The following is a 25,693-nucleotide window of genomic DNA, read 5'->3' as shown; positions in this document are numbered from 1 at the left end:
CTAGTTTGCTACCTCACTTCTTTATTATACAAAAAGTCGTAATAAGATACGACTTTTTCACTAATTATTTTATTATAGGCAGCATAACGGTGAATTAATGCACAAGCAAACTGCTCTGCCCCAGCCTGCCTGAGGTCTCCTGCTAAAAAATCATTCAACCGTCACGCTCTTGGCCAGGTTGCGGGGCTTATCAACATCAAGGCCCTTGTTTTTAGATGCAAAATAAGCAAATAACTGGGCCACAACAACGCTAATTAGCGGCGTGAGGTAATAATCAATCTGGGGAAGGACGATATCGTCACCCTCCCAGGCCAAGTCCTTGCGTGCAATTGTAATCACGCTGGCACCACGGGCAGCCACCTCCTGGATGTTGCCGCGCAATAGGTCACTGGTTGTGGGATCATTGATTAGCGCGATAACGGGCGTGCCCTTTTCAATCAGGGAAATGGTGCCATGCTTAAGTTCGGCTGCGGCAAAGCCCTCGGTCTGAATATAAGAAACTTCCTTTAGTTTAAGCGAGGCCTCAAGTGCCAGCGGATAGTCAAGTCCGCGGCCAATGTAAAAGGCGTTGCGCGAAGGAACCAAATATTTTTGTGTCAGTTGCGCAATTGTGTCCTGATTTGAAATCACCTGTTCAATTCCTTCGGCCGCCAGTGCCAGATTTTCCCGCAGCTTAAAGTCGCTTGCTGCTTTTCTGCCCGCTTTTTCACCCAGTGCCTTGGCCAAAATCGCTTCAAGTGCAACCTGCGCCGTGTAGGCCTTGGTTGAGGCCACCGCTATCTCCGGTCCGGCCTCAAGCGCCAGTGCATAGTCGGCCTCGCGGGCCAGCGTAGACCCGGGCACATTGGTCAGGGTCAGGCTCGGAACGCCACGCTTGATTGCCTCTTGCAAAACCACGCGGGAATCGGCGGTTTCTCCCGACTGTGACAGAAAAATAAAGAAGGGGTGGGCCGACATCATCGGAAAGTGGTAGCCGGCTTCTGACGCAAAACCCACCTCGGTTGGAATACCACTCAAGTGCTCAAACAGCACCTTGCCAACCAAGCCGGCGTGATAGCTGGTTCCGGCCGCAAAAATGTAGAGCCGGTCGGCTTGCACCAGTGCATCAATAATCTTCTGGTCAACTTGCGGCTCGCCGTTGTCATCCAAATAAAATTGGTCCAAGTGCCGCAGCACCGTTGGCTGTTCACAGATTTCTTTGAGCATGTAGAATTCATACGTCCCCTTAGACACGGCACTCGGGTCAACGTCGACCTTATGCGCCTTGCGGTCAATTTTTTCGCCGCTAAGCGTTTCAAGTTTAAAGTCATTTTTGGTGATATCGCCAACCTCACCGTCCTTGAGGTCCACGAAAAGCTTGGTCTGATCCAGAACAGAGAGTGCGTCCGAGGCGACAACGTTGAAGCCGTCGCCGATTCCAAGCATTAGCGGCGACTTATTCTTGGCCACGTAGATGTGCGCGGGCGCCGTGTTATCGACCAGCAGGAGTGCATACGACCCCCTGATCAGGGTCAGGGCCTTCTTTAAGGCGGCAAACGCATCAACATTTTCTTCCCGGGCAATCTTGCTGATTAGCTGAACGATTACTTCCGTATCGGTATCGGACTTAAAATGCGCGCCCTGCAGGTACTCATTTTTTACTTCCTGGTAGTTTTCAATCACGCCGTTGTGAACGAGGTAGAAGCGGTTCGTCTCGTCAAACTGCGGGTGCGCGTTGTTCTCAGTGGGCTTGCCGTGAGTGGCCCAGCGGGTATGCCCGATACCCACCATTCCCTGCTCGTCGGGCGTCATCTTGGCGCGCAGGTTCTGGATGCGACCCGCGGTCTTAGTCAAATATTCTTTGCCTTGCAGGTCATTCAGATAAATACCGGCAGAATCATACCCGCGGTATTCAAGGTTAGACAGGCCGCTGAGGACAATCTCCCGGGCAGATTTACCAACAATTCCAACAATTCCACACATATTTTTCTCCTTTGGTATAGCTAAATTAAATTTAACTGGGCTAAATTATTTTTACAATCATACAGGAAATAATATGCTATTAATAATAATTGGTCAAGTTAAATTGTCAAAATTGGTATATACGAATAAAAGGAATGCCTGATGCTAACCCAAGCAGCGGGGCAAAAGTTTTTTAAAAAAGCGGCTCGAATGAATTGGCCTCATTTTGAATCGACCAGCAATTGTTATGAACAAAAAGACTGGCTTCTTTGTGAAATGAGCCCCGAAAGTTGTCTAACTTTCGGGACTCATTTCAATTGCATATCTTTTTGCAAATAATTTATTTAAATAATTCACTATGCGTACCTATTCCAGTTAAAAAAACTGTTTCTTGTGTGGGCACGTAAACTAATAAATGATTACCACTGTGACCATCAAAATGAAGCTCCAGAACAATTACCGTTGCTTTGGCATCATTTAGCTGCTTTTGACTTGCTTTTTTATGCTGTTTAAACCTTCTAAAGCATGCGGGTGAAAATAATCGGGTATTTTATGATTTTCAATTAAACATTGAATAATGAATTCCCAAGGGCTTCGTTCTTGATTATCGAGTTCCTGGGGAAGTGTCCCATTAAATACTGAATGCCATTTCGGATCCTGTCTTCGCTTTTTTAGTTGTTTTTTAAATCCTTTAGTGTATTTGATTGTTTTCTTCATTTATCTTGTAGCTCCGGCTACTCATCCGAGTTGAGCATTTCTTCTAATTCCTCAAAACTATGAGCCTCCGGCAGCTTTTCTTTTCCAGACAAATCATCAGCCACTTCCTGTAAAGAGACGCTTAATTCTTGGTTAGGTAAAGAATAATATTTAGGTAAACCATTGTTAGCCACTGTAGTTATCGTCATTCGAACAAATTCTGAAATGGTCAAACCATGATTAGCAAGGATTTCTTTTGCTTTATTTTTAGTTGCTGAATCGATTCTAGCTTCAATTCTATCCATATTTTTCACCTATCCTTACTGTTATTGTACGCCGGTTGCCACACAAAATACATTATATAATGTTCTTCTTGGTGGGATAGGTATGAGCGTAATATCCTTGATTTAACAAGATATGGCCTGATGCATTTTTTTAAACGCAATCTCAATATCATCTGTATCTGTTGCATGCAGCATTTGGCTGAAATTGCCTTGAAACACACATTTTTTGTTGCCAACGAATACAATGTGTGCCTGCAATGATTTTAATTTAGTCAATTGATGCAAGGTCATAATAACTTTTTTCTTTTTTTCGACGACCAGAGACACAATTAATTCTAAAAGCAAATTTTCAATATAGCTATCAATTCCGCTAAGGGGTTCATCGAACAGATATAATTCCCGCTCCATTATGGAAGTGCAATAAACCATAACAGCCTGGTATTCGCCACCTGATAACAGCCTTAGTTTGGTATTCAGCAATTCTTTTATTATCTCATTATAAAAGCGCATTTGCGCATCAGTGCTTGCAACAGCATGATCATTCATTGATTTAAAAAAACTTATTGCTTGTTTTACCGTCAATTCAGCAAAGAAAGTCATATTTTGAAATTTATAAATAATATTAGGCATAGCAGGGAAATCAGTCATAGCTGAATCAGAGCTGGCCTTAGTAAAGCCATAAATAATATTAAGCAAGGTCGTCTTACCAGCACCATTGCTTCCAATAATTACATTTAACTGATCGTCAGCAAATTTTGCGTTAAAATCAGCAAAGATTTCCTTGTTTTTATAAGAAAAGTCCAAATGCTTAATTTCCATATTGTCTCCTTAAAACTATTTTGCAAAAATTGTCGAAATGTTTTGTTTTGCAATAAAAATCACTCCCAGCAAGACATAAAATACAATAACAATCAACAGGTTAATAAGAGTAGTCCAATCTACTTTATAAAACAGGAATTGCATTATTACTTCATACCCCGTCATTAGGTATTTAATCGGTGTACACAGCAATAATAAATTCAACAATTTATTTTTCGTTTCAACAGTTACTAACATGAATGATCCAAAAACAATTAATGTATTAACAATACTGTAAGTCTGTAACTTTAACTTTACCGTCAGCAAAAAATACAAACCCATAGTTAAAGGCAAAACTAATACAAGTGCTGCTATTGTTGTGGTCAACAGCAAATAACCTAGATAAGAAAAAGACTTGAAAAATAGTGTAACAATTAAATTGAAAAGGACCAATTCTACTATTAAAAACGTCCATTGAGACAAAAATTGACTGATTAATACCAAATACTTGGAATTAGATACCATGTAAATGATTTTATAATAGCCATAATCACGATACTCAATCATTGCCATAATCACTGAATTTAGAATGGTTGTTAAAGCAATGTAGGCAAAGTAATATGCACTTCCGCTAATTAGCTGATTCTTGCCGACAGTATAGTTATTAGTCAAGACTGGAGCATTAGACATAGCAAAATAGATGACCGGAAATATAATGTTAAACATTAATGCAACCTTGTTGCTAAAAGAGTTAATAAGGAAAATCTTGTATAGTGAATAAAACTTTTCTTTCATATGAAAATCTCCGTGAATATTGCCTAACATTTTTGAAATAGTTTAAACTTATCGCCTAAAACAGGAAACCACGAATTCCATTTATCTTTAGCTCTAGTATCACAAAGATTCATTAATGCGCCCGCAGCACCCGTAACATTCATAGAACAAGCCCAGTGTGCCCGGTACCACAAGATTCCCTAAATTATCTTTAACTATGTACATGTTAAGACTTCGCAATAATCTATTTAAATTATTAGGGGCGCTTTATGGACCTTCTATCAATAGCTATAACTTATTAGGTATGGTGTACTCAAATTCTAACTAAGAATCAAAACGCAGGTGATTTTCATTTCAATTAGATTCTCAGTTTCGCAACGTCAACCAGTTTGCTAATAGTTATCACTGCCCTATAATCATATAAGAATTATATGTTGTTTTTATATATAAATCAAACAAATTTCATATTTTTATTATTTTTAATAATAACTATTAGATAATGCGCACTAACAAAATAATGAAATTAAAAAAACTATGACTTAAAACTGACATTTTAAAATCTTTGGTCAAATAATAGACAATTGCAAAAATAATTCCACTTATAGATATTTGAAGTGTTGACCAGGTGGGCACAATTCCGTGGGCAAACGCAAAAACCACACCAGTTAAAGTAATTGAAAAAAAAGGTGATAATCTTTTGAAAATACCGTCTTGGAAAACTCCTTGAAAGAAAAAATTTTCTAAAACAGGCGAGATTATAACTAACATTACTATCAAAAAGGGTGCTAAACCAGTTTTTAATAGTGGAATAAGATCCTCATCATTTGGGCCAACTGGCACTACCGCAGCCAAAAGAGACTCTAAACCCACTGCTACAGTTGAAAATATTAATGCAAACACAATATTTTTTAGAGAAAATTTAGTTAATATCTTAGCTCTTATATTGCTCTGCACTAATTTACAAAGTAAACTAATTGATGCGTAACCCACAATCGCGCCAATTGCCAATACTAATATATGTTCAAAAAAATTAATATTGTGTATTGATTCATGGTTGAAAGGTCTTTCAGTTAATGCTGGCAATTGCATAAGCAAAAAAACCACAATCGTAATGAATAAAAAGCTAATGCCTTTTATAAGTAAAATTAAAAACTTTGTCATTTTTTGTGAAAAATCATCCATGCTATTATGCCCCATCCATAATAAATTCAAACTAGCTAGCGCTATTCACCGATTACCTGAATTCATGCCAATCGTATATGCTTTTAATTAAAAATATTATAATTCTAATTTAATTTTAAATCAACATGCCTACAATATTGGAAAATTATATTTTTTAAGTCAGTGAAACAAAATAGGGAACGTTGTCCATGACAACTCATAAATCATATTTAAGACTGTTTTATTTTTATAGTTTTCATCCTTTTTCGTCGGTTTCTTTATTTTCGACTTTGCACGATAAGCAACAGTTACATAAGCATAAGCATGATCCGTATCTAAAATTTGTAGCCCCTCAACTTCGCTATGCTTGCCAGGAAGATCAATGCCCTTCCAAGCAGATAAGTTTACATTGCCCCACTCAGAAGTATTTGTTCGTTCACTGGTATCTTAACGATTTCTTTATGATACGCTGTATATTTCCCTGTTTTCTTATTAAAACAAGGCGACTTCTGGCTGGTAATGTAAATATTCCCTAAATCGTCTAAATCATAGCCTTGGATTGAATTCATTAATCCACCAGCACCAGTTAAACCAGGAATAGTAAAACTTTCCTCGCACTGGAATTCTCCAAGATTGATAAAGCCATTGCCAACATTGTCTAGAGCTCGATTAATAAGTCCCATATCATAAATCGCAAAATGGCCTGTACCATTGTATTCAACCGTTGCAATTAAAAACTTTTGGTAAATTGTAAAATGAAGTTGAACACTTGCACTGATTAAAAAATAAATAAAAAACATATTGACTTATTATTAAAAAATATTATAATATTTTTTAATATATCAATGCTTAGAATGATGGGAGACTTAATCATGAAAGCACTATACTACGGTTATATTGAAGCCCATAAATCTATTACTACATCTGCTAGAGCAGTTTGAGGAAAGAAAATATGAAAAAAAAGCCATATAAGATTATTACTTATATTTTGGGCGCACTACTTATTATTACACTATTTTTTCTGTTGGATGCAACAAAAAATCCACCAGGTATTAAGGGATCCTTTTCTAGTATAACAGCCTCTGATAAAATAGCTCAGCCAGATAGGGTAGATATTGCTTTTGCAATGCAACAAGAAAACGCTTACCGAATTTATTTCCAATCCAGGCCGTTTGACCGTGGAATCTTTAAAAAATCTGCGGATAATACATATATATTGAAGCCTAAAACTGGAGCTAATGGAATTTTGATAATTACAAATAAAAAATCATACTTGTATTATCCTAAATTGAAAGAAAAAATAATAGTTGTTGAACAAACTACTACCATTAAGTAAAAATAAAAGTCGTACTTGCTAATCATGGCTTAACCATTTCAGAATTTGCTCGCATGACGATAACTACTGTCGCTAACCAGGGGTTGCCCAAATATTATTCTTTGCCTAATCAAGAATTAAGCAGCTCACTGCAAGAAGTGGCCGATGATTTGTCTGGAAAAGAAAAACTGCCGGAGGCTCACAGTTTTGCAGAATTAGAAAATCAAACAAACTAAAACACACGACTCCGATTAAATATCGCAGTTGTGCGTTCGGTCTTGCTTAATGTCTTGCTTAATAATAAGTGTCTAACTTTTTAGTTGCACTTAAATTTCAGGGCTTTGTTTTAGGTTAAGCAATATTTTGCTAAAAATTAACGCTTATCTAAAATTTGATATGCTTTAGATAGCAAGTTATCCAAATCTTTGTCACTAACATGCCCAACAATTTTACCGTGTCGACCAAAAAAATCATAATTAGGCATGTAAAAAGTAATTACACTACCAGATACTCCACTGTTGATGTCAGCAACATGATAGTAAAGCTCACCATTATCTTTATTAAGATCATGCGTAAGAGGCATACAGATAACTAATCCCGTTTTTTGATTATATGCACTATTTGATATAACTATCGCTGGTCTTTGAATATTACCAGATTGGAAACTATGCCCGCCTTCTTCTCGTCCTGCATGAGGTTCAGCATCTATCCAAATAATATCTCCTTGTTTGGGGGCTACCACGGAATGTTCTCCTTACCAACCTGCATAGCATCAGGATTACCTACTTTTTCAATTTCTTTTTTAAAGTCAATATCGTCATATTCTCCATTAAACCACGGATTAGAGTCAATAGCCTTATAGATTAAAGTGTTATTATCTTCTTGAATCAATTCAAATCGTTGACCAAGTTTAACACCAGCCTTACTCGGAACCGTGAGAGCTGTAGAATTACCGACTTTTCTAGCAACAAAGTTACCTAATTTCTTTTCCATTAATATCAACTCCCTAATTTACGTTAGTACAAGTATACACCCTTCCTAAGGGGATTTCAATTATACCTCTACAAAAACATGTTTTGCCGGGCTTTTGTTTTAGTAAACGCGCAAAGTTTTCTGCCCATCTATCTGTTTCAATGGTGTCCATCTTCCAATTCTTTTTTGATTTGTTTTGCATGTTTTATACCTTTGCCCATTTAACCAAAATCAATCGAATCTAAAATATGCTCCCTAGCCTCCTGATCCAGGCCCAGGTACTCAAGCGTCATTTTTTCTGAAGAATGGTTCAGCAGCTTCATTACCAGCGCTATATTATGGTGGGATTGTTCGTATACCCGGTAAGCACCAGTCTTGCGCATAGTATGAGTCCCAAGATAGTTAATATTTAGAATCTCTCCGACTCGGTGCATTATCATATAATACCGTCGTTCATCAATGTGCTTTCCTGGACGACTCATTGACGGAAATAGCCATTCACTCTGAAAAACAGCTTGGCTAGGGTGTTTTAATTCATATTGTTCAAGCCAATCATAATAATCTTCCAGGTCACGTTCAATTGGCCGCAGGTACAAGACATTATGTTTTTGAGTTTTTTTGTCTACGGTATAAGCATTTCTCTTAACCCGGCCGTGACGATCGTAGACATCTGATTTTTTTAAGCGCAGCACATCGCTCACTCTGAGCAGCGTTGCCTTACCAACTTGAAAAATTGTGTAATTGCGTCTTCCAGTATCGAATCTTTCCAGAAGACAATTTTTTACTTGTTCAAGCACGTTTGAATCTTTAATCGGTTTGACTATTTGCTTCATAAAAATGGGCCTTTTTATCTTAGATTTTCTAGTGTTATTTATATTATATACTTAATTATAACATTAGAAAATCAGACATGCTGCACAGAACGTTGAATTACCAGCCTTCATTGTATTTTCAGCTAGTGTTATAACATAGAAATAACACTAGCTAATTAAAAAAGGTTTCATCTTTAGACAAAATCAATTAATCAAAGTTCTACGTTTAAAGATTAATTATTATAGCGTCTCAGTTAAAGTAAAAAGTTTGTCGTTAGAATTGCAATCTCACCAGCAAAAAAATCAAAATCAAAAGCAAACTAAAAGGACTGCCTCCTTCTGAATATCGGGAGCTAGTCCTCAGCTAGAATTTATAAGACTATCCTAATTTTGGGATTCACATCATCAAAATCGCCACCTTTTTTTGTTGCTTTTAATTTACGGATTTCTTCTTTTAACCGATCAATCTCATTTTCATCATTATGAAATTTAACGCGATAATATTTTATTTTCTCAGAAAGTTTATTACGTTCTTCTTCATCAATGTCATGCTTTAGCTTCACACGTCATTGATAGAAGCTAATCAATATTGAAACAAGTTCACCAAAGGCAGTTGAAGTTAACAAAATCAATAGATTTTTACCAGACCTTCCTGCAAATTTTTTGAATTGTATTTAAACTTGTTTTAACTGTCGAGACCGTTCTTTATTGCTTTAAATCAAAAAGCAGAATTAATATAACATTTTTTTATTCCTTATCGAGGATACGTTTATAAATGCTAAAAAACATTAGTAAAATCATGCATTATAAGTAATTAAACCAGCGTCCAATTATAGATATTCCCTTAAATGTATTACAATAAATATAGTTATTTATTTTATATTCGAGGTATTATTATGAAAATTAGTAAAAAACTCATCCTAGGAACAGTTGCCGGCACCCTGGCTCTCAGTGCTGCTATTCCATTGGCAACCACCAGTAAGACAGTCACTGCTGCCACTTCAACTAATAAATTGAAACTAGCCCATGGTGCCTATGTCTATAACAAGGCTGGCAAGCGCCTGCGTACTTATCGCGGCAGTACGTGGAAGACCCACCTCAAAAAAGGTGCCACCGTCAAATTTACTGGTACAATCGAACCCACCGAGCGCGACAGCAAGCGCTTCTTCTTGCTCGATGATGACAACTACAACCAGTCCTGGCTTCCTTATAAACAAATAAAGGGGCAATATTACTATGGCATCGGTGCTGGCGGCTACATTAAAGCTGGCAACGTCAGCCAAATTGCTGGCAAGCCGCTGTATGCTGCTGAAGCAACCGTTAAAATCAAGGATAATTTTACTAAAAGTCCTTTTACTACTGGCATTGGTAAAGATAAAACCACAATCAAAAATGGTAAAACCCTTAAAGTTGATCGTATTACTACATTATCAAGCGATCCTGAAGATCTCATAGTATACCGGGTTAGTGGGACAACAAGTGCTTTTATCATCAAAAAGAGTGTAAAAGCCAAACCACGGCAAAATTTAAAAGTCTACACTAAGTACACTTATATTTCATTTTTAGAAGCAGCTGGTACTTATGACAATTCTGGCGCTAAAAGGTCTACCGCGCTTATACACTCTACCTTTTTACCAGGGGATATGTATCCCGTTGAAGAATTGACTTATCTATGGGTCCCCAGTGAAAATAAAGCAGAATTGTTTTATTTATTGAAATATTCTTGGGAACCATTTACACTCTCTTCACCGGCAAACTACGTTGGTAATCCACGTTATGGCGATGGTCTTGTCTATGTTAAAGCAGACAACACTAAGTATCTGTCTGGACCATTCCTAAAGCCAGACAATACGCCCAAGCAAGCACAAATTGAAGCAAAAACCGCCACTGCAGCGGACAAGGAAGAATTACAAAAATTAATTGATCAAGCCAAAACTATTCCTGCTGAAAAGCTGAGAGCAGCTACTGATCGTAATTACGATTATAAATATACTTTACAATTTGCCAAAGATACGGTTAAGTCTACTACAGCAAGTATTTCTGCAGTAAAAGAAGTTACCTCCCTATTAAACCAGGCACAAAATGATGTCATTAACACCACGGATGAGCAAGATAAAATTGATAACATACTAGATGAAACCAATCCGTACTTCAATGCAGCCCCTGGCTTTTATACCAAGAACAGAAAATAGATTTATGTTAGACAATAAAACAGAAGAAAGGTCTTCTGTTTTATTTTTTATTTTTTACGAACATATGTTTGCAAAAAATAAAAGTTAGCTGTACAATAAATGTGATCTCGAGATCTTATTAACTTGTTTTATAAACTATATTTTTTATTCGAAAGGACTTTAAAATGACTACAAAATCACTCGCTTCAGTTAGCTTAAGATATACATTAGATGAATATAATAATGGACTTTACCAGAGAGTTGTCCAAAAGGGCAACGTAACTAAAAGTAATTGTTATGCTTTACAATTATATAAGGGGACAACTTATGTATTTAAAGCCCCCTTACAAAGCGATATGAACTTTAATAAGAACACGGTTTTAACTTTAACTGGTATTGCCGGTGGTCATACTCAAACCTTTGAGTATGCTGGACAAAAAGGTGCTTGGTTTGTTGGTACTAAGGGGAAAACATCAATTGGAGATAATAGAAACCGCTCCTGGGCTTCACAAATAGCCCGCGTACAAATTCCAGATAAAACGACACATACAACTAATACCAATCTGCCACGTCTTTCTTACCTGAATCGTGCAGGTATTGGAAAAAAAGCTGGTGCACAGGGAGTTTTTACAAACGAAACTTTTACTGGGGAAGATTTGTTCCGGTCAGAAGCTGCTGTCTCACCTGATCACACTAAATTTTTGTTAGCAACTATTGACACTGCGGGAAATGGTTATTTCTTCCTGTATAATTTAGCTACTATTAATCGTGAATTAAATCAGGCTGGAAATTCCGATGTTAATATTGGCAATATTCCTTGCTTAGGTTACTTTGCTATTCCTAATATTACAAAAAGCAAAGTTGGTATTGGCTCGATCCAAGGGTATGACTTAGATGATCGAAACAACATCTATATTTCTAGTCAAAAATCAGGTGAATTAGATCGAAATATTTATAAGATTCCTTGGGGAAGCAGCGAAAAGGGATCTTGGGATCAGATAGCATTAACCGGTGAAACCGCTTTAAATATACCAGGTTATTATACTGAACTTGAAAGTGTTCAAACAATCAGTGAAAATGATCTTTATTTAACAGTTGCTTATCACAGAAACTCAGATAAAGCCACAACGCGTAACCGAATCTTTGAAGTGCAATGGTAAATTTTAACTATACGAAAGCAACTTAACATAATGTACATTAAATGCCGTAATGCCAAAAGCCAGCCGCGGCAGGCTGGAAAACATTAGTTAAAATACCTTGTAAATTTTAACCCGTATAGCAAAAGGAAAGACTGTCAGTTCAGCCTTTCCTTTTTTGCTTGCTGGCCATTTTCACAATTAGACCAATTGATATATTTTGGCGCTTTTGCCCCATTTTATCCAGCCATGCAGCCTTCTGATTTTTAAAAGCTTAGTTGCTTAATTTTGCATAAAAATACCGTATTCCGATTGAATATCAGAATACGGCCTTAGCGAATATAAATTAATGTTAACGTCCAACTCTAGGGGTTAACTTTATCTTTTTGAGGATTAGGTTATCCAAGTTCTAATTCAGTTTTGTGTGCCACTAGTTCCGTGGCCTAACGATTTTAAAAACTTGTGCAAACAAATATCAGGAACACTAGTTAAAGGTCTTTAAGACTAGCACCGTGGACAATGCTTCTGTATTTGTTGATTTGGCTCAGGTATGATCTACCACGCACACACCTGTACATGTCATGCAAGAAAGGTGGGATAGAGCAACACAATCTGGTTAATTAAGCACTTCTTATCCAAAGTTTAGTTCGTTAGTCCATCAAGGGTTATGACTTAGCGCAAATCTACGGCATTAAAGATAGTGCAATATCTTGCCACGCAAGGCTTTAATGTGCCGTATCCTGATGAATCCATTGAACGACGGTTAAATCGATAATTAAAACACCAGAACAGGTTACATAAAGTTTTAAATATAGTCAACCGAAAAAATTAGCCCCTAAAGTTAAGCTCCAACTCTAAGGGCTAATTTTTTATCATAGTCGGCTATTCTTTTACCGGGCCAATCTGATTAAATTCTAGCAAGTTGCCAGGATAACGACCAATTAAAAGAACTGGAACCTTTGAAAGGTCATTGTTATGCCTGATGAGCTGCTTTAGCTCTTTAATTGAAGCAAGAGCTATTTTTTGATTTTCGCCAGTTAAAGCAGCTGCTAAACCATTTACTATTTTCAGTTCATTAGCTTTAGCTTTCTTACCTTTAGCTCTAATCACTTTTATTTCCGCCTTGATTAGCGGCTGGAGATCTTTGTTAAGCAAGTTTTTATTATAAATACCATTCACATAGTTCGTATAACCCTTATACTTGCCATCTTGTGAGACCAAATCAACAGTTACAGAATTTTTTACCGTTGATACCCGCGTTACTTTGAAGAGGGTATTCTGTCGAACAATTTTTTGGAGTACTTTTTTACTGTATGAATTACCGCCTTTAGCCGCAGTGTTTTTATACAAAACTCCTTTGTTAGCATTGGGGAGTTTGAAAACATAACCAGCCTTGGCTAAACGCTTGGTCCAAGCTTTAGCAGTTACATCTTTAGGCCATGACACTTGTGCAGCCTTGATTTCACTATGAGTCGCCATTACGGTTGCCGGGACTGCTGCCAGCATTAGGGCCATTATTAACTTAAATACTCTTTTCATGGATATTTTCATTCTTTAATACCACCTATTATGTTGCCAAAAGATTTTAGCTTGTGCCCAAGACCCATAACGATTTTTCACATACCGATCAGCAGTCTTTTCTTGGTTTTCCTTGCTATAATCGCCATTAAGATAAGATCTAGTTAATTGAAAACGACCATAAACATTTCCATTGCTTACCGTGTAATTATATCTTGATTCATTGTATGCAATCCAAACTTTAGTTGCTCTTTCGGTACTACTTAAATTATCATAATATTTTGACTTAATCCTTGCGGGAACATTTGCGTAAGGGTTTCCTACCGGTGGATTTCCAAAAAGTCTTAATAGATCATTTGATGATTCATCGTCATAATCTAAACTGGTATTATCATTAATAGTTCCTTCATTAAAATCGTTTTCATTTCTAACGTTTTGTGGCAAATAAATGGGTGTTCCACTAGGAATAGACTCGTCCGGGTCAAAACCATCATTAAGTCTCTCTACTACTGATAAATCCACGCCATTTGCTTTAGCAATTTGCCGTAGTGATTCATTATTTCTATTTGCTACTGGACTTATATTTTCCTTGGAAATAGAATATGACACGTCATTCATGAACATCACATGGGAATACTCAAAGTAGCCGCAGTTTTTAATCTTTTGCGGTCAGTAGTAAGACACTGGCTTATGGCTTATCAAGCTGAAGGCTATTCTGAGCTGTTCCCTAAACCTAAAGGGAGACCAGAGACCACCAACCATGACTAAAAGAAGCGTCAAAAGAAGCTAACCGAAGTAGAACAATTGCGTCGTCAGGTCGCTGAGCTAGAAGCGCAAAAAGCCGACCTAGAACTGGACAACTGGACCCTAAAAAAGTGGCTGCTTGCTATCCGCGCTTACCAACCGGTAAAAAACCAGAACAGCCGTGGAGATTCGGGCTGAGCGGCCAAAGGTGCCGTTAAAGCTCTTGCTTACTAAGCTACACCTTAACCGCAAAAATTATTACGACACCCGCAAGCACCGACTGAACCAGCCAGATAAATACGCCGCTGTTAAAGCCACAATTAAGTCCATCTTCTACCAGGAAAGCGACGAGACTTATGGCTACCGGCGCATGCATGGCGCACTCTTAGACCAAGGCTAATAGTACCAGCACCTGCAATTCCAAGCCTGGCTAAGAAATCATGGCATCGACCAGTCGATGTCACGCAAGGGCAACTCGCTGGACGACAACTTGATGGAAGGCTTCTTTGGCATCTTAAAGCGGGAAATGTTCTACGGCTTTGAACAGAACTTCAAGGACTTAACTGCACTAGAAGAAGCAATCAGCATCTACATTGACTAATACAACACCAAAAGAATCAAAAGCAAACTAAAAGGACTGCCTCCTTGTAATGTCCATATGAATCATTCCACATTCATCTTAAATTAAAGTGCCCGATCATAATCTACAAACTATCCTTCTTATCCGACATACTTAGTTATAATTTACTCAACAAAAAAGAAAGATTGAATTTTCAATCTTTCTTTTACCGTACGGAGTCAAATTTAAAAGTAATAAATTAAATTGGTAAAGCTGAATTTAGAAACTATACTTACTTTAAATTACCATTGAACTTCATAAATGCGGTTTGCTACTGTACGCCACTTGCCACTTAAATATCCATGATAAGCAACAGTTAGATAAAGGTGATTTTCACCAATAACCTGAACACTTTCAAGTTCTGTTATGTACCCACCGAAATCAATGGTGTAATTATTGCTCAAATCTACATCTTCCCACATGCTTGGAGTTGTTGTTCCCCACGGAATCTTATAAATATCGCGCGGCTCTGAATGCGTAGCGCCATCGTTAGGTGAATGCTCACTAGAAATATAAAGGTTAAGGTTATCGTCCAAATCAATTCCTTGAATTGAACCAATAATATTAGATTTTGTCATATCAGGAATCATAAAGCTCCTAAGTACAGGCAGAGTACCAATATTAACGTTAGTGGTGCCAGCTGCGTCCAGTGCATTATTTATATCATTTAGGTAATACAAGGAGAAGTAGCCATTCCCAGCTTTGTCAATGACAGAGACTAAGAAATAGAGGTAATTTGGTGATACTGCCGCCTCTGACCGATCAAGATCTGTCCCTGCAAGGCCAAAACCACCAGCCAAGTTTAGGTGAGATAAACGGGGCAGTTGTGTATTTGAGGTGTAGTTAGGTAAAGATGGAATATGAACCCGGGCAATTTGAGTATCCCACATATAGCCACCTGAACCTGACTTGCCCTTAGTACCAATGAACCAACAGCCTGGTTTATTGGCATATTCCCAAGTCTGCGTGTGGCCCCCGGCTAAATCACCTGAGAACTTGACAATCTCGTCACCATACGTAATATGATCTTGTGGTCGTGCCCGAAAAACATAGTTATCGGTTTTGTGGTGCTGCAAGGCATAGATATAGCCCGAACCAACATTCCCTTTTTGAACAACATTGTTATACAGTCCACGTCCGTTTACTAGGCCTGTAGTTAATTTATATTTTTGTGATATAAATGGATTATAAATTTTACTCATAATTATTTCCCTTCCTGTAAAAATAATAAAAATAGTAATAGAACAAGTTAATCTGACTTCGAAGTCACTATTAATATAGCACATATGTTCGCTTAATGCAAACACATGTTCGTGCTTAAGCTAAAAAAAATCCTCAGATTGCTCCAAGGACTTTCTAAAATTATCAATTATCCTTTATTCTGGCATTGCATCTTCCTGTGTCTCATTAAAATCTAACTGATCATGCGGTAATAATACCCTTTCCTGCTGTTGCTTTAACAGCCTGGTAGCTTGCTTTACTTCCGCAATGCTTGCAGTAGGTGAATCATTAATTTCTTTAGCATTTTTTAATACCATATCATAGGCCCTAGAGTCGTATTTTTGGTAATTTTCATTAGCCTTAACGATTTTATCCTGATCAATTTGCTTTTGCAATTCAGTCTTATCAGCCTTCGTAGCCACTTTAGCGTCTGCTTTAGCCTCTTCTGCTGTATTAATTGGCGTTAATTGAGGACCAGAAATATGGCTAGTTCCTGTTACTTTGATATAACTCCGATAATCTTCTGTTATTTTACCATACTGAACTGAATCAATCGTAGCACCATTTCTTGCTATATGGTAGAATAATTCCGCCTTATTTTCCTTTGGTTGCCAAACATAAAGTGCTTCATCTACCGGTATTTTATCCCCTTTGGCAAAATTTACACCTAAATTAGTTCGAACTTGACCATTTATATCATAAACATCTGTATTACCAGTATTTAAAATATAATTATAATACGTATAGGTTAACAGTTTTTGCCGTGGCTGCTTCTGTACAAGTGATTTAGCAAAGAAGCCAGTTTTGGTTCCACTCAAGCGAAAGCAAGCAACCTTCGCCGGATCGTACTGTATTAAAGAAACCCGATCTACCTTAACCTTTTGGCCTATCTTAACAGCTCTTTGTTCCTTGCCATAGCCAACCTGGATAGTATTAGGTGCAACAATTGTTACCGTTGCTTCAGCCGTGTAGAGCGGCTTATTGTCAATCTGACCAACGTTGGCAGCGTTAATGTAGCCGCCACCACCAATATTGTAGTAATATTTGCCGCCGATTTCTTCATACGGCAACCACGACTGATTATAATTATCGTCATCAAGTAAGAAGTACTGTTTGCTGTTGCGCTCGGTCTTTTCAACTGTACCTGAATACTTCACCGGCGTGCCCTTACGCAAGTGCGTATTCTTTTTACTGCCGCGGAACTTGGCCAGGCGCCGCCCGTTTTTATCATACACAATAGAATTATAGTTTAATTCTAGGTTGCCTGGCTGTACCTGATCATTGATAGCACCAACATTACCTGCTTTAACGTAGGCTCCGCCAGTCAATGGATAATAACTACTCCCCTTAATCGTAGTGGTTTTGTTTGTACCACTAACGACCGTACCCATTTTTAACGTCTTTTTGCCGTTATAATAGGTACGTTGACCTTGTGCAGTATACACATAAGAATTATGGTTAAGCTTCAGGTTTGCAACTTCAGCCGCCTGTACAATAGAGCCCGAGCCCAGTACTGCCGGCACTACTGGGCCAAAGGCAAGAACACCCGCAATTGAGCCCAAAATAATTTTTTTATTTAAATTCATATAATCACCTCAAAAACAAAAATAACGTTTTCACGTTAATTATAGAACATTAATATTAACTTTGCATAGACAGTTAAAACTAGAAAGAGCAATCATTTGACAACTAGGATATATGATTGGCTTATTCATTTAGGAAATCAACTAAGCTAAACATTCTAAAAAGTGATGGTTCATTATTTGACGGATTAAACGATTCATCACTTTTTCTGTGTTTTAAAATATATGAAGCCAATATTTCCCTTGCATTCCCATGATAAGTTAGTGATCATAAACAAGGATTAAGCAGTAAAATACCAGTGATAAAAAGTCCAGTAATCTTAAACAGTGTTATTTTTATATTCCATTGACAATGTTATACAGCATCGCTGCTAGCAGCGTGAGTAGGCCGTACCCCAATCAAATATCGGGGTACGGCCCGTGCATAATCAAATTACTTTACATTTTAAATAGCTCACATACTTACATTGTTTCTTTTTTACTGCCCTCTCCAAGTGCTTTTTTAACTACTTTCGGTGTAAAGTCAGTTGCTTAACTTTATTTGCATGTATATCCGCTTGGATACTTGGTTGGGCCCATTCTATCGAAGCTCCAGATATCGCTATTTTAAAGTTGTTTCTTTTATAAATGGTTTGGAATTCATCTGTATTATCATAAAGTTCTACACTATCAAATAATGGAGCCAGTAATTCCAGATTTTTTAATGACTTCGAATAGCGCTTAACAATGACCTCATTAGGTATTCCGTGGCCACCTTTAGCCACTCTGGCCTTAACTCTTTCCTTGGCTAATTCAGGACTGTTAACTCCAACATATAGGAGATGGGTAGTATAGCCCTGCGTTTTGGCCGAATTTAAGATATTTACATATGTCTTTCTCGAAGCTGCTAAAGTTGTTTCCATGTTGAAGCTTTGTTTTTTAGCAATGAAAGAACGAATGTTTTTAACTTCAATTTTCATTGCCCGCAAATTACTTACAGGACTTCGCCAGTCCCAGTGATTGTCGCGCGCAATTTCATCTGCGTTAGCGCGCTTACTATTTTTAATTTTCGGGCGATCAGTACCCAATATAGAATCATACAAAGTTGATTTTCCAGCCCCATTGACTCCTGCAAACATGAAAAAATCTAAAGTCATCTGCTAAAGTCTTTTCTATTAATTATTTGCCTTTGACGCAATTGAAGTGCCCGGTCACGAATTGCTAGCCAAAATCTGGTGTCGGCTTGATTAGCAGAATTGTCGATCATTTTGTCAATCTCATCATAACTCATGTTTTTAATATCATTATCTAACTGTTTTGGATCAATCATAATTTTTACCTCTTCTGTAGTGAACCAAATTCAATGGTTGTAATGATGAAAGTGCTCCCTTTATTTATCAAGCTTATTATAGCATCTGGAGAAAATTCATAATATTAAACTGTCCGGTTCGGTTTGCAGCATCAAGAATTTTTAGACATTAAAAAGAGCGGGTAATTCCCCACTCTTTTTATTGATTGCTTTGCAAACACTTAAAAAATATAAGTATAATTTTATATGGCAAACTGTTACTGAGCATGTTTTAACATCAGTTTATGTTTCAGGAGGTCCAGCACTAGCACTGCTATTGCCACTATCAACGTTTCCACCACCAATGGAAGCTCAACCTTAAACATATTAAGTAAAAGTAAATGATCTACTAGCAAATTGTAAATGACACAACTGAAACAAACGATTACTAAGAATCTCACTTTTAGATTGGTAAAAATATCAATTGCATACAGAATACTGCCAATAATTAATAGTGTTGCACCAATTAAATATACTTAACCATACGTTCTATTTCCACTATTAGGAAAGCGCAGAACCCCAACCTCACTAATAAAAAGTGGTAATCCCAACATTAATATTGCAATAAACTTCTAAAAGGCCAGAAATTATTTTGATTATCTTCATAACTTAGGCCGGTTAAATGCCCATTTCCCTTTCAACCACGTCCGTAATGCGTTTGACGTACACGTCGGTCTCTTCCTGGGTCGGGCCTTCCGCCATCACCCGCAAGAGCGACTGGGTGCCAGACGGACGCACCAACACGCGCCCGTCCCCGTTCATGTCTGCTTCGACTTCCTTAATTACGTCCAGGATGGCCTGGTGCTTCTTCCAGCCACTTTTATCCTTGACGGGGACATTGACCAGGCACTGCGGGTACTCCTTAAAGTCCGCAAGCAGCTCGCTCAGTGTCTTGCCCGTCTTCTTCATTACCAGCATCAGGTGCAGACCGGTCAGCATGCCGTCGCCCGTGTTGTGGTAGTCGCTCATAATCACGTGTCCGGACTGCTCGCCCCCTAAATTGTAGCCCTGGGCCCGCATTTCCTCGGAAACATAGCGGTCGCCCACCTGCGTGCGCACGTTCTTGATGCCCCGTCTTTCTAAGGCCTTGGTAAAGCCCAGGTTGCTCATCACGGTGGTAACAATGGTGTTCTTCTTCAGGCGGCCGCCTGCTTCCATGTAGCTGCCCAGGATGTACATGATGTGGTCGCCATCGACCTCATTGCCGTTCTCATCGACCGCAATGCAGCGGTCGGCATCACCGTCAAAGGCCAGCCCCAACTGTGCGCCCTGCTTGACAACTTCTTCCTGCAGCTTCTTGGTATGCGTTGCACCGACATGATCGTTGATGTTCAGGCCGTTGGGGTGCGTGGCAATGGTCGTGAAGTCGACGCCGCAATCCGCAAACAAGCGTGAAATCAGGCTGCTGGCCGCACCGTTTGCACCATCGATAACCACCTTGATGCCATCAAGGTCTTCGGGAATAGTGTTTTCAATGAACTGCAGGTACTTGGCACTGCCTTCATGAAAGTCCGTCACAGAGCCGAGTCCCTCAGCCGATGGCCGCGGCAGCGTGTCCTCCGTGGCGTCAATCAGCCTCTCGATTTCGCCTTCCATTTCATCCGACAGTTTCAAGCCATCGCTGCCGAAGAACTTGATCCCATTATCCTCCACCGGATTATGGGAAGCAGAGATTTGCACCCCGGCATCGGCGCCCTGGGCGCGAACCAGGTAGGACAGTCCGGGCGTCGTGATTACGCCGCATTCCAAGACCTCAATCCCCACAGAGAGCAGCCCCGAGATCAGCGCATATTCCAGCATTTGTCCGGAAATCCTGGTATCCCGTGACACCAGAACCCGTGCCTGCCCCTCCTTTGCTTTGCTTTTAGTCAAAACGTAGCCGCCATCACGGCCTAACTTAAACGCCATTTCAGGGGATAAATCCTGATTAGCAACCCCACGAACTCCGTCCGTGCCAAAATATTTTAACATTATTAAATAACAACCTTCCTTTTTAATTTTCACGTACTTTTTTAGAGTTATTGACATTTTCAACTTTGATATCCACATTGAGCTGACCTGGGTTTGACTTGACAACCCCATCTGACAAATCAACGTCTACCGCCTTGGTGGTCGACGAAGCGACGGCGCTCAGGTCCACTGGCACTTTCAAAGTTTTGATTTTAGCAAGTGCATCCTCACTGCCATATAAGGTTACATGACTGTTTTTGGTTGTCAGTGAATATATTTTACTCGTCTTTTCATGTTCAGGTTCCAATTCCACCTTGACCGTTTTCTTGGCAATGGTAATAGGAATCGTCACTTTGGCAGTTGCCGGCTCAATTACCACGTTAAGCTGCCGGCCCTTGTTGTCTTCCGCAATCAGGTTGACCTGACGCTCGTACGAATGGTCGATTCCATTGGGCAGAACAACCTTGGCAACAATCTGATCAATCTGTTCAACCTCGCTGCGGGCGCCGGTCACCTCAACCTGCTGCGGGTAGACGCTGCTGTGCCCCAACTTGTAGCCCTGGGCCACAGCACTCTTATTATACTCTATTTGAACAGGCATTGTTGTTGATTTTCGCCGCTGGATGTTAACGTGAACGCTCTTAGGATTGATGGAATAAGCAATTTGTTTGCTCATTCCGGTCAGACGCACTTTGACGTTGTGTTCACCAATGCTTTTATTTGTTAAATCAATATATGCCCGAAAATTCTGCGTATTGACCGTCGAGGTAACCAAGGCCGTCGAGCCCTCCAGCGTGATGCTGACCTTTTCCGGGTAACCGATGACGTAGTACTTATCGGTATCAACCGAAACCTGCAAGGGCACCTTGATTGTTTGCTTCTTATTGGCGGTTTGCTTGGTACGGTCGCTCTGCCCCTGCGTTAGAAAGCCTTCTTGCGTATAGTTAACGTAGATTACAAGCAAAACGGCTATCAGAAGCGAAACGAGGCGGACAAACCAGGACTGTTTCCAAAAACTCTTCATCGATCAGCACCCCACTTCCAAATCTTGCGGATAATCTTCTGGTACCACTTGTCGTTCTGGTTCTTCTTCGGCACCAGTTCAGCGGTCAGGTACTTCATGTATTCGTCACGCGTCATATCCAGCAGGAAGCGGCCGTTGCGTGTGATTGTTACGCCACCGGTCTCTTCGGAAACGACAATCGTAAGGGCATCGGTCACCTCGGAAACGCCCACGGCAGCACGGTGCCTAGTGCCCAGGCGCTTGGGAATCATCGTGCTGTCCGACAGTGGCAGGTAAGCGGCCGCAACGGCAATCTTGTGGTCCTTGTCGATGATAACGGCGCCGTCGTGCAGCGGGGTGTTCGGAATGAAGATATTGATCAGCAATTCCCCCGTCACGTGAGCATTCAGCTTAATCCCGGTTTCAATGTAATCATCGAGTCCGGTTTCCTGCTGAATCGTGATCAATGCCCCAATCCGGCGCTTGGACATGTACTGGATCGCCTTGTCCAGTTCCTTGATGAACCTGATTGATTCATCGCGTTCACTATCCTCGCGCCCGCCAAAAATCGGCAGACGGCCTAGGTGCTCCAAGCCTCGTCTGATTTCCGGCTGAAAAATGATAATGATGCCGACCACTGACCACGAAACAATCTGGTCAATCAGCCAGGTCGTGGTGTGTAATTGCAAAAAGCCCGCGATGATGCGCACTACGAAGATGAGCACGATGCCCTTTGCAAGCTGAACGGCCTTAGTTCCCCTGATGAGCACGACCAGGTGATAAACCAAAAACCAGATGATTAGTATGTCGAGGATAATCGACAGGTGGTCCCACGTAAAAATATTTGTAAAGTTAAAATGTGTAGGTATTGTTTTCATGCTTGTTAATTCGCCTCCTGGTCATCCGGATTGCCGATGATTCTTACCTCAGTCTGCAGGTCCAGGTTGAATTTTGCCCGGATCTTGTGCTGAATCAGGTGAATCAGGTCCAGGTAGTCCGTTGCGGTCGCACCACCCTTGTTGACGATGAAACCCGCGTGCTTGGTTGAATCCTGGGCACCGCCAATCTGCTTGCCCTGCAGGCCCGCCTGAATAATCATCGGACCGACGAAGTGGCCGGCGGGACGCTTAAAGACGCTGCCGCAGGACGGGTACTCCAGGGGCTGTTTGTAGCGCCGCAGCGCATTCAGGTAGTTCATGTCAGCCAAAATCTTGCGCTTGGGTCCAGGCTTGAGTGCAAAGGTCGCCGCAATCACGACGTCGCCATTCTCCTGCAGCAGCGAATGACGGTAGGAAAAGTCCATGTCCCTTGCAGTGTAGGTCTTGAACTCGCCGGCACGGGTGACAACATTAACGCTCTGAAAAACTTCTGACGTCTCCCCGCCGTACGCACCGGCGTTCATGAAGACAGCGCCGCCCACGCTTCCGGGAATGCCCGCCGCGAATTCCAGGCCACTGAGGCCGTGGCGCGCGGCCGTAAACGCCGTGTCGATGATGCGGGCACCGGCCTGCGCCGTTACCGTATTGTTTTTGACTTTAATCTGCTTCATTTTGGTTAAAATGAGCACGAGGCCGCTGACCCCGCCGTCGCGAATAATCAAGTTAGACGCATTGCCAATCACCGTCAAGGGGATTTGCGCGCTCTGCGCCGCATTCACCAGCTTTTCCAGTTCCGTCTGATCACGGGGAAAAGCCAGGTATTCCGCCGGTCCGCCCGTTTCAGTAAATGAGTAGCGACTGAGCGGAACCTGCCTTTTTACCTCTATTCCTGCTTTTGCAAGGTTACATAGTTCCAAAGTTTAAGTCCCCCTTACTGACACGTCTTGTTCTATTTTACCGCATTCGGCTACTTGCTTCATCCTATGTTATACTAAAATTAAGTTTTGAAGGAGAAAAAATGAACTTTACTGCAATGGACTTTGAAACCGCGAACCGCCACCCCGAAAGTGCGTGTTCGCTGGCCCTGGTAATGGTGCGGGACAACCAGATAGTCGACCGTTTCTACACGGTGATCAACCCGCAGATGCCCTTTGACGCGCAAAACATCAAGATCCATGACATTACGGCGAGCGACGTGCGTGATGCACCCACCATGGCGGAAGTCTGGCCCCAAATCAAGGAGCTGTTTCAGCCCGGGATGCTGGTGTGCGCCCACAACGCGCGTTTCGACACCAACGTCATGCGCCAAAGCTTGGCCCGCTACGACATCCAGGAACCGCATTATTTCGTGCTCGATACCCTGCAGACCAGCAAGCTGTTTCAGCCCAAGTTACGCAACCATAAGCTCGACACCGTTTCGCAAGCACTTGGTGTTGACCTGTGGCACCACCACAACGCTCTAAGCGACAGCGAGGCCTGCGCCGGCATCTTGATTTCCCAGGACGAGCAGTTCGGCGATGAGGCGCTGAAGAACCTGGTCTACCAAGTTTAAGCTTGATGTATGCAAAAAGGGTCTGGAAAAAATTCCAGACCCTTTTTTGGTTAAATTATTTAGCGGGTTCTAGCAGTTTAGGCCCGGCATGTTCGCTATGCAAACCATGCAGCTACTTTTTTACATCCTGTTCCGCATTAACCGGCTTTAGCTGCGGGCCATAAACATACTTCGTGTTCACCGCCTTGATAAATACGGCTACCTTATTTACCCCGTATTGATAATCATCCAATTGATAGAACAATTCCACACGTTGGTCATCGCCGGCCCACATGTAAAGCCCCTTGTACACCTGAAGAACCTCACCCTTTTTATCCTGAGGTGCATAATCCGCCCGCTTGTTGGGATTGTTGCCAAGGATGATTTCATTAGGCAGAACGTGGCGAATAAATTTTTCACCCTTTTCAGTATACATATAGGAGTCTTGCGTCACCAGCACCTGCATAAAGTTGCTGTACGGCAGCAAGATTTGCCTAAACGTGTCGTTGTCCAAGCTAATGTATTCCTTATTGCTGCCCTTAATCAGAAAGTCGCTGCTGTCGCCATCACCATCCTCATAGTAGCCATACAGGGGATACTCGGAGGTTCTGCCGTTCAGCGTCACGGTTTGACCCTTGTTGATGGCCTTGCCGGTAGACTTGGGCTTGCCGTTAACGGCTCTTAATATTGGGTACTTTGCGTTTGCCCTGAAAGTTACCTCGTTGGTATACAGGTAGCAGCCATCAACCTTGCTGACGTTGGCCGCCTTAACGTAGCCGCCGTGACCAATGTTGTAGTATTCTTGGCCTCGAATGGTCCTGTAGGGCAGATAGAACCAGTTCCAGTCGTCATCCCTAAATGCGTAGCGCTTGGTTCGCGGATCCGTTATTGCCTTCACCTTGCCCCGATACTTAACCGTGCTGCCATACTTGAATAAGCCCCGACCGCCCCCGGTAGGAGTACACCTTTTGGCCCCACTTGTTGTAGATGCGGGTTTTGTGGTTCAACTTTAACGTGCCCTGCTCAGAGTTCGGGCTTTGCTGGGTCGTTGCGGCCGCATGCACCGGGCTAATACTGGTTGCCGTGGCGCCCACGGACGCCACTACCAGCAGTCCCGCTGCCAAGTTAATAAGTAAGTTTTTTGTTTTTTTCATTGATATGCCTCAATAATCAAAAATAGTTAAAGAGTGAACTGCATCCCTCAAGTCAAACAGCTTTCGGGGCTCAGTTATATATACATGCCTTGATTTTAGTAGTTA

29 protein-coding genes and 2 pseudogenes are annotated in these 25,693 nt (G+C 40.7%); 7 read left to right on the top strand and 24 right to left on the bottom strand.

Annotated elements, in window-relative coordinates:
• Positions 1-8: 8 nt before the first annotated feature.
• The 8 genes and pseudogenes from AC2JF8_RS01010 to AC2JF8_RS00975 form a co-directional block, all read right to left on the bottom strand.
• Positions 9-158 carry a hypothetical protein gene (locus AC2JF8_RS01010; protein ID WP_500729368.1) on the bottom strand — a complete coding sequence of 50 codons (150 nt, stop codon included), beginning with the start codon at positions 156-158 and terminating at the stop codon, positions 9-11.
• Positions 151-1,962, bottom strand: coding sequence for a glutamine--fructose-6-phosphate transaminase (isomerizing) (gene glmS, locus AC2JF8_RS01005; protein ID WP_500729367.1), 1,812 nt, complete (start codon positions 1,960-1,962; stop codon positions 151-153). Before glmS ends, AC2JF8_RS01010 begins: the two co-directional genes overlap by 8 nt.
• A 456-nt stretch (positions 1,963-2,418) precedes the next feature.
• Positions 2,419-2,658, bottom strand: a complete 240-nt coding sequence (locus AC2JF8_RS01000) for a type II toxin-antitoxin system RelE/ParE family toxin (RefSeq protein WP_500729366.1) — start codon at positions 2,656-2,658, stop codon at positions 2,419-2,421.
• Between the two features lie 17 nt (positions 2,659-2,675).
• Positions 2,676-2,942: a type II toxin-antitoxin system RelB/DinJ family antitoxin gene (locus tag AC2JF8_RS00995; RefSeq protein WP_500729365.1), complete on the bottom strand. Its 267-nt coding sequence runs from the start codon at positions 2,940-2,942 to the stop codon at positions 2,676-2,678.
• Positions 2,943-3,044: 102 nt separating this feature from the next.
• Entirely contained in the window at positions 3,045-3,740 is a 696-nt protein-coding gene (locus AC2JF8_RS00990; protein WP_500729364.1) for an ATP-binding cassette domain-containing protein, read from the bottom strand.
• A gap of 15 nt (positions 3,741-3,755) precedes the next feature.
• Positions 3,756-4,514, bottom strand: coding sequence for a hypothetical protein (locus tag AC2JF8_RS00985; protein ID WP_500729363.1), 759 nt, complete (start codon positions 4,512-4,514; stop codon positions 3,756-3,758).
• A 471-nt stretch (positions 4,515-4,985) separates the two neighbouring features.
• Positions 4,986-5,675, bottom strand: coding sequence for a CPBP family intramembrane glutamic endopeptidase (locus AC2JF8_RS00980; RefSeq protein WP_500760364.1), 690 nt, complete (start codon positions 5,673-5,675; stop codon positions 4,986-4,988).
• Positions 5,676-5,834: 159 nt separating this feature from the next.
• A pseudogene (locus AC2JF8_RS00975) lies at positions 5,835-6,454 on the bottom strand (helveticin J family class III bacteriocin).
• A 152-nt stretch (positions 6,455-6,606) separates the two neighbouring features.
• On the opposite strand from AC2JF8_RS00975, the gene AC2JF8_RS00970 reads away from it, so the two are divergent.
• Together AC2JF8_RS00970 and AC2JF8_RS00965 are read left to right on the top strand one after the other, a co-directional pair.
• Complete coding sequence (locus tag AC2JF8_RS00970; RefSeq protein ID WP_500760361.1) at positions 6,607-6,990, top strand: hypothetical protein; 384 nt, start codon at positions 6,607-6,609, stop codon at positions 6,988-6,990.
• Between the two features lie 2 nt (positions 6,991-6,992).
• A complete protein-coding gene (locus AC2JF8_RS00965) occupies positions 6,993-7,205 on the top strand; it encodes a type II toxin-antitoxin system RelB/DinJ family antitoxin (protein ID WP_500760841.1) in 213 nt (70 codons plus the stop codon).
• A gap of 137 nt (positions 7,206-7,342) precedes the next feature.
• Here the strand turns inward: AC2JF8_RS00965 and AC2JF8_RS00960 are convergent, their stop codons facing one another.
• From AC2JF8_RS00960 to AC2JF8_RS00945, 4 genes are all read right to left on the bottom strand, one after another.
• Positions 7,343-7,711: a type II toxin-antitoxin system PemK/MazF family toxin gene (locus AC2JF8_RS00960; RefSeq protein WP_500760359.1), complete on the bottom strand. Its 369-nt coding sequence runs from the start codon at positions 7,709-7,711 to the stop codon at positions 7,343-7,345.
• Positions 7,705-7,962: a hypothetical protein gene (locus tag AC2JF8_RS00955; RefSeq protein ID WP_500760356.1), complete on the bottom strand. Its 258-nt coding sequence runs from the start codon at positions 7,960-7,962 to the stop codon at positions 7,705-7,707. Before AC2JF8_RS00955 ends, AC2JF8_RS00960 begins: the two co-directional genes overlap by 7 nt.
• A gap of 200 nt (positions 7,963-8,162) precedes the next feature.
• The gene (locus AC2JF8_RS00950) at positions 8,163-8,774 is read right to left on the bottom strand and encodes a tyrosine-type recombinase/integrase (RefSeq protein ID WP_500760353.1); all 612 of its coding nucleotides are present in this window, start codon (positions 8,772-8,774) and stop codon (positions 8,163-8,165) included.
• Between the two features lie 350 nt (positions 8,775-9,124).
• Positions 9,125-9,316 (bottom strand): hypothetical protein, encoded by a 192-nt coding sequence (locus AC2JF8_RS00945; RefSeq protein ID WP_500760350.1) that lies wholly within the window; start codon positions 9,314-9,316, stop codon positions 9,125-9,127.
• A 333-nt stretch (positions 9,317-9,649) separates the two neighbouring features.
• Here AC2JF8_RS00945 and AC2JF8_RS00940 point away from each other — a divergent pair, with 333 nt between their 5' ends.
• Positions 9,650-10,945: an SLAP domain-containing protein gene (locus AC2JF8_RS00940; RefSeq protein WP_500760348.1), complete on the top strand. Its 1,296-nt coding sequence runs from the start codon at positions 9,650-9,652 to the stop codon at positions 10,943-10,945.
• Positions 10,946-11,109: 164 nt separating this feature from the next.
• On the top strand, positions 11,110-12,084 hold the full coding sequence (locus AC2JF8_RS00935) for a helveticin J family class III bacteriocin (RefSeq protein ID WP_500760345.1): 975 nt from the start codon (positions 11,110-11,112) through the stop codon (positions 12,082-12,084).
• 858 nt (positions 12,085-12,942) lie between these two features.
• Here the strand turns inward: AC2JF8_RS00935 and AC2JF8_RS00930 are convergent.
• Positions 12,943-13,611, bottom strand: a complete 669-nt coding sequence (locus AC2JF8_RS00930) for a hypothetical protein (protein WP_500760344.1) — start codon at positions 13,609-13,611, stop codon at positions 12,943-12,945.
• A gap of 3 nt (positions 13,612-13,614) precedes the next feature.
• Positions 13,615-14,196, bottom strand: coding sequence for an aggregation-promoting factor C-terminal-like domain-containing protein (locus tag AC2JF8_RS00925; protein WP_500760342.1), 582 nt, complete (start codon positions 14,194-14,196; stop codon positions 13,615-13,617).
• Positions 14,197-14,503: 307 nt separating this feature from the next.
• Here AC2JF8_RS00925 and AC2JF8_RS00920 point away from each other — a divergent pair, with 307 nt between their 5' ends.
• Together AC2JF8_RS00920 and AC2JF8_RS00915 are read left to right on the top strand one after the other, a co-directional pair.
• A complete protein-coding gene (locus AC2JF8_RS00920; RefSeq protein WP_500760339.1) occupies positions 14,504-14,722 on the top strand; it encodes a hypothetical protein in 219 nt (72 codons plus the stop codon).
• A 3-nt stretch (positions 14,723-14,725) separates the two neighbouring features.
• Positions 14,726-15,010 (top strand): annotated as a pseudogene (locus AC2JF8_RS00915) (IS3 family transposase); the annotation flags it as partial.
• A gap of 173 nt (positions 15,011-15,183) precedes the next feature.
• On the opposite strand, the gene AC2JF8_RS00910 reads toward AC2JF8_RS00915, so the two are convergent.
• From AC2JF8_RS00910 to murB, 8 genes are all read right to left on the bottom strand, one after another.
• Positions 15,184-16,143, bottom strand: coding sequence for a helveticin J family class III bacteriocin (locus tag AC2JF8_RS00910; RefSeq protein ID WP_500760337.1), 960 nt, complete (start codon positions 16,141-16,143; stop codon positions 15,184-15,186).
• 174 nt (positions 16,144-16,317) lie between these two features.
• On the bottom strand, positions 16,318-17,748 hold the full coding sequence (locus tag AC2JF8_RS00905) for an SLAP domain-containing protein (RefSeq protein WP_500760334.1): 1,431 nt from the start codon (positions 17,746-17,748) through the stop codon (positions 16,318-16,320).
• A 503-nt stretch (positions 17,749-18,251) separates the two neighbouring features.
• Entirely contained in the window at positions 18,252-18,881 is a 630-nt protein-coding gene (locus tag AC2JF8_RS00900; protein WP_500760331.1) for an ATPase, read from the bottom strand.
• Positions 18,878-19,054: a hypothetical protein gene (locus AC2JF8_RS00895; protein ID WP_500760329.1), complete on the bottom strand. Its 177-nt coding sequence runs from the start codon at positions 19,052-19,054 to the stop codon at positions 18,878-18,880. The genes AC2JF8_RS00900 and AC2JF8_RS00895 overlap by 4 nt, the downstream gene beginning before the upstream one ends.
• 636 nt (positions 19,055-19,690) lie before the next feature.
• A complete protein-coding gene (gene glmM, locus AC2JF8_RS00890) occupies positions 19,691-21,043 on the bottom strand; it encodes a phosphoglucosamine mutase (protein ID WP_500760327.1) in 1,353 nt (450 codons plus the stop codon).
• Between the two features lie 22 nt (positions 21,044-21,065).
• On the bottom strand, positions 21,066-22,046 hold the full coding sequence (locus tag AC2JF8_RS00885) for a CdaR family protein (RefSeq protein ID WP_500760324.1): 981 nt from the start codon (positions 22,044-22,046) through the stop codon (positions 21,066-21,068).
• Complete coding sequence (gene cdaA, locus AC2JF8_RS00880) at positions 22,043-22,903, bottom strand: diadenylate cyclase CdaA (protein WP_500760321.1); 861 nt, start codon at positions 22,901-22,903, stop codon at positions 22,043-22,045. Before cdaA ends, AC2JF8_RS00885 begins: the two co-directional genes overlap by 4 nt.
• A 5-nt stretch (positions 22,904-22,908) precedes the next feature.
• Positions 22,909-23,820, bottom strand: coding sequence for a UDP-N-acetylmuramate dehydrogenase (gene murB / locus AC2JF8_RS00875; RefSeq protein ID WP_500760319.1), 912 nt, complete (start codon positions 23,818-23,820; stop codon positions 22,909-22,911).
• A 101-nt stretch (positions 23,821-23,921) separates the two neighbouring features.
• On the opposite strand from murB, the gene AC2JF8_RS00870 reads away from it, so the two are divergent.
• Positions 23,922-24,455, top strand: coding sequence for a 3'-5' exonuclease (locus tag AC2JF8_RS00870; protein ID WP_500760317.1), 534 nt, complete (start codon positions 23,922-23,924; stop codon positions 24,453-24,455).
• A 112-nt stretch (positions 24,456-24,567) separates the two neighbouring features.
• On the opposite strand, the gene AC2JF8_RS00865 is transcribed toward AC2JF8_RS00870, so the two are convergent.
• Together AC2JF8_RS00865 and AC2JF8_RS00860 are read right to left on the bottom strand one after the other, a co-directional pair.
• Complete coding sequence (locus AC2JF8_RS00865; RefSeq protein ID WP_500760315.1) at positions 24,568-25,332, bottom strand: SLAP domain-containing protein; 765 nt, start codon at positions 25,330-25,332, stop codon at positions 24,568-24,570.
• A 13-nt stretch (positions 25,333-25,345) separates the two neighbouring features.
• Positions 25,346-25,588, bottom strand: coding sequence for a hypothetical protein (locus AC2JF8_RS00860; RefSeq protein ID WP_500760312.1), 243 nt, complete (start codon positions 25,586-25,588; stop codon positions 25,346-25,348).
• Positions 25,589-25,693 lie beyond the last annotated feature (105 nt).

The sequence above is a fragment of the Lactobacillus sp. CA30L genome (assembly GCF_059900845.1).
Note: the sequence above shows the minus strand (reverse complement) of the source record. Positions and strands in the feature narration are given on the sequence as shown.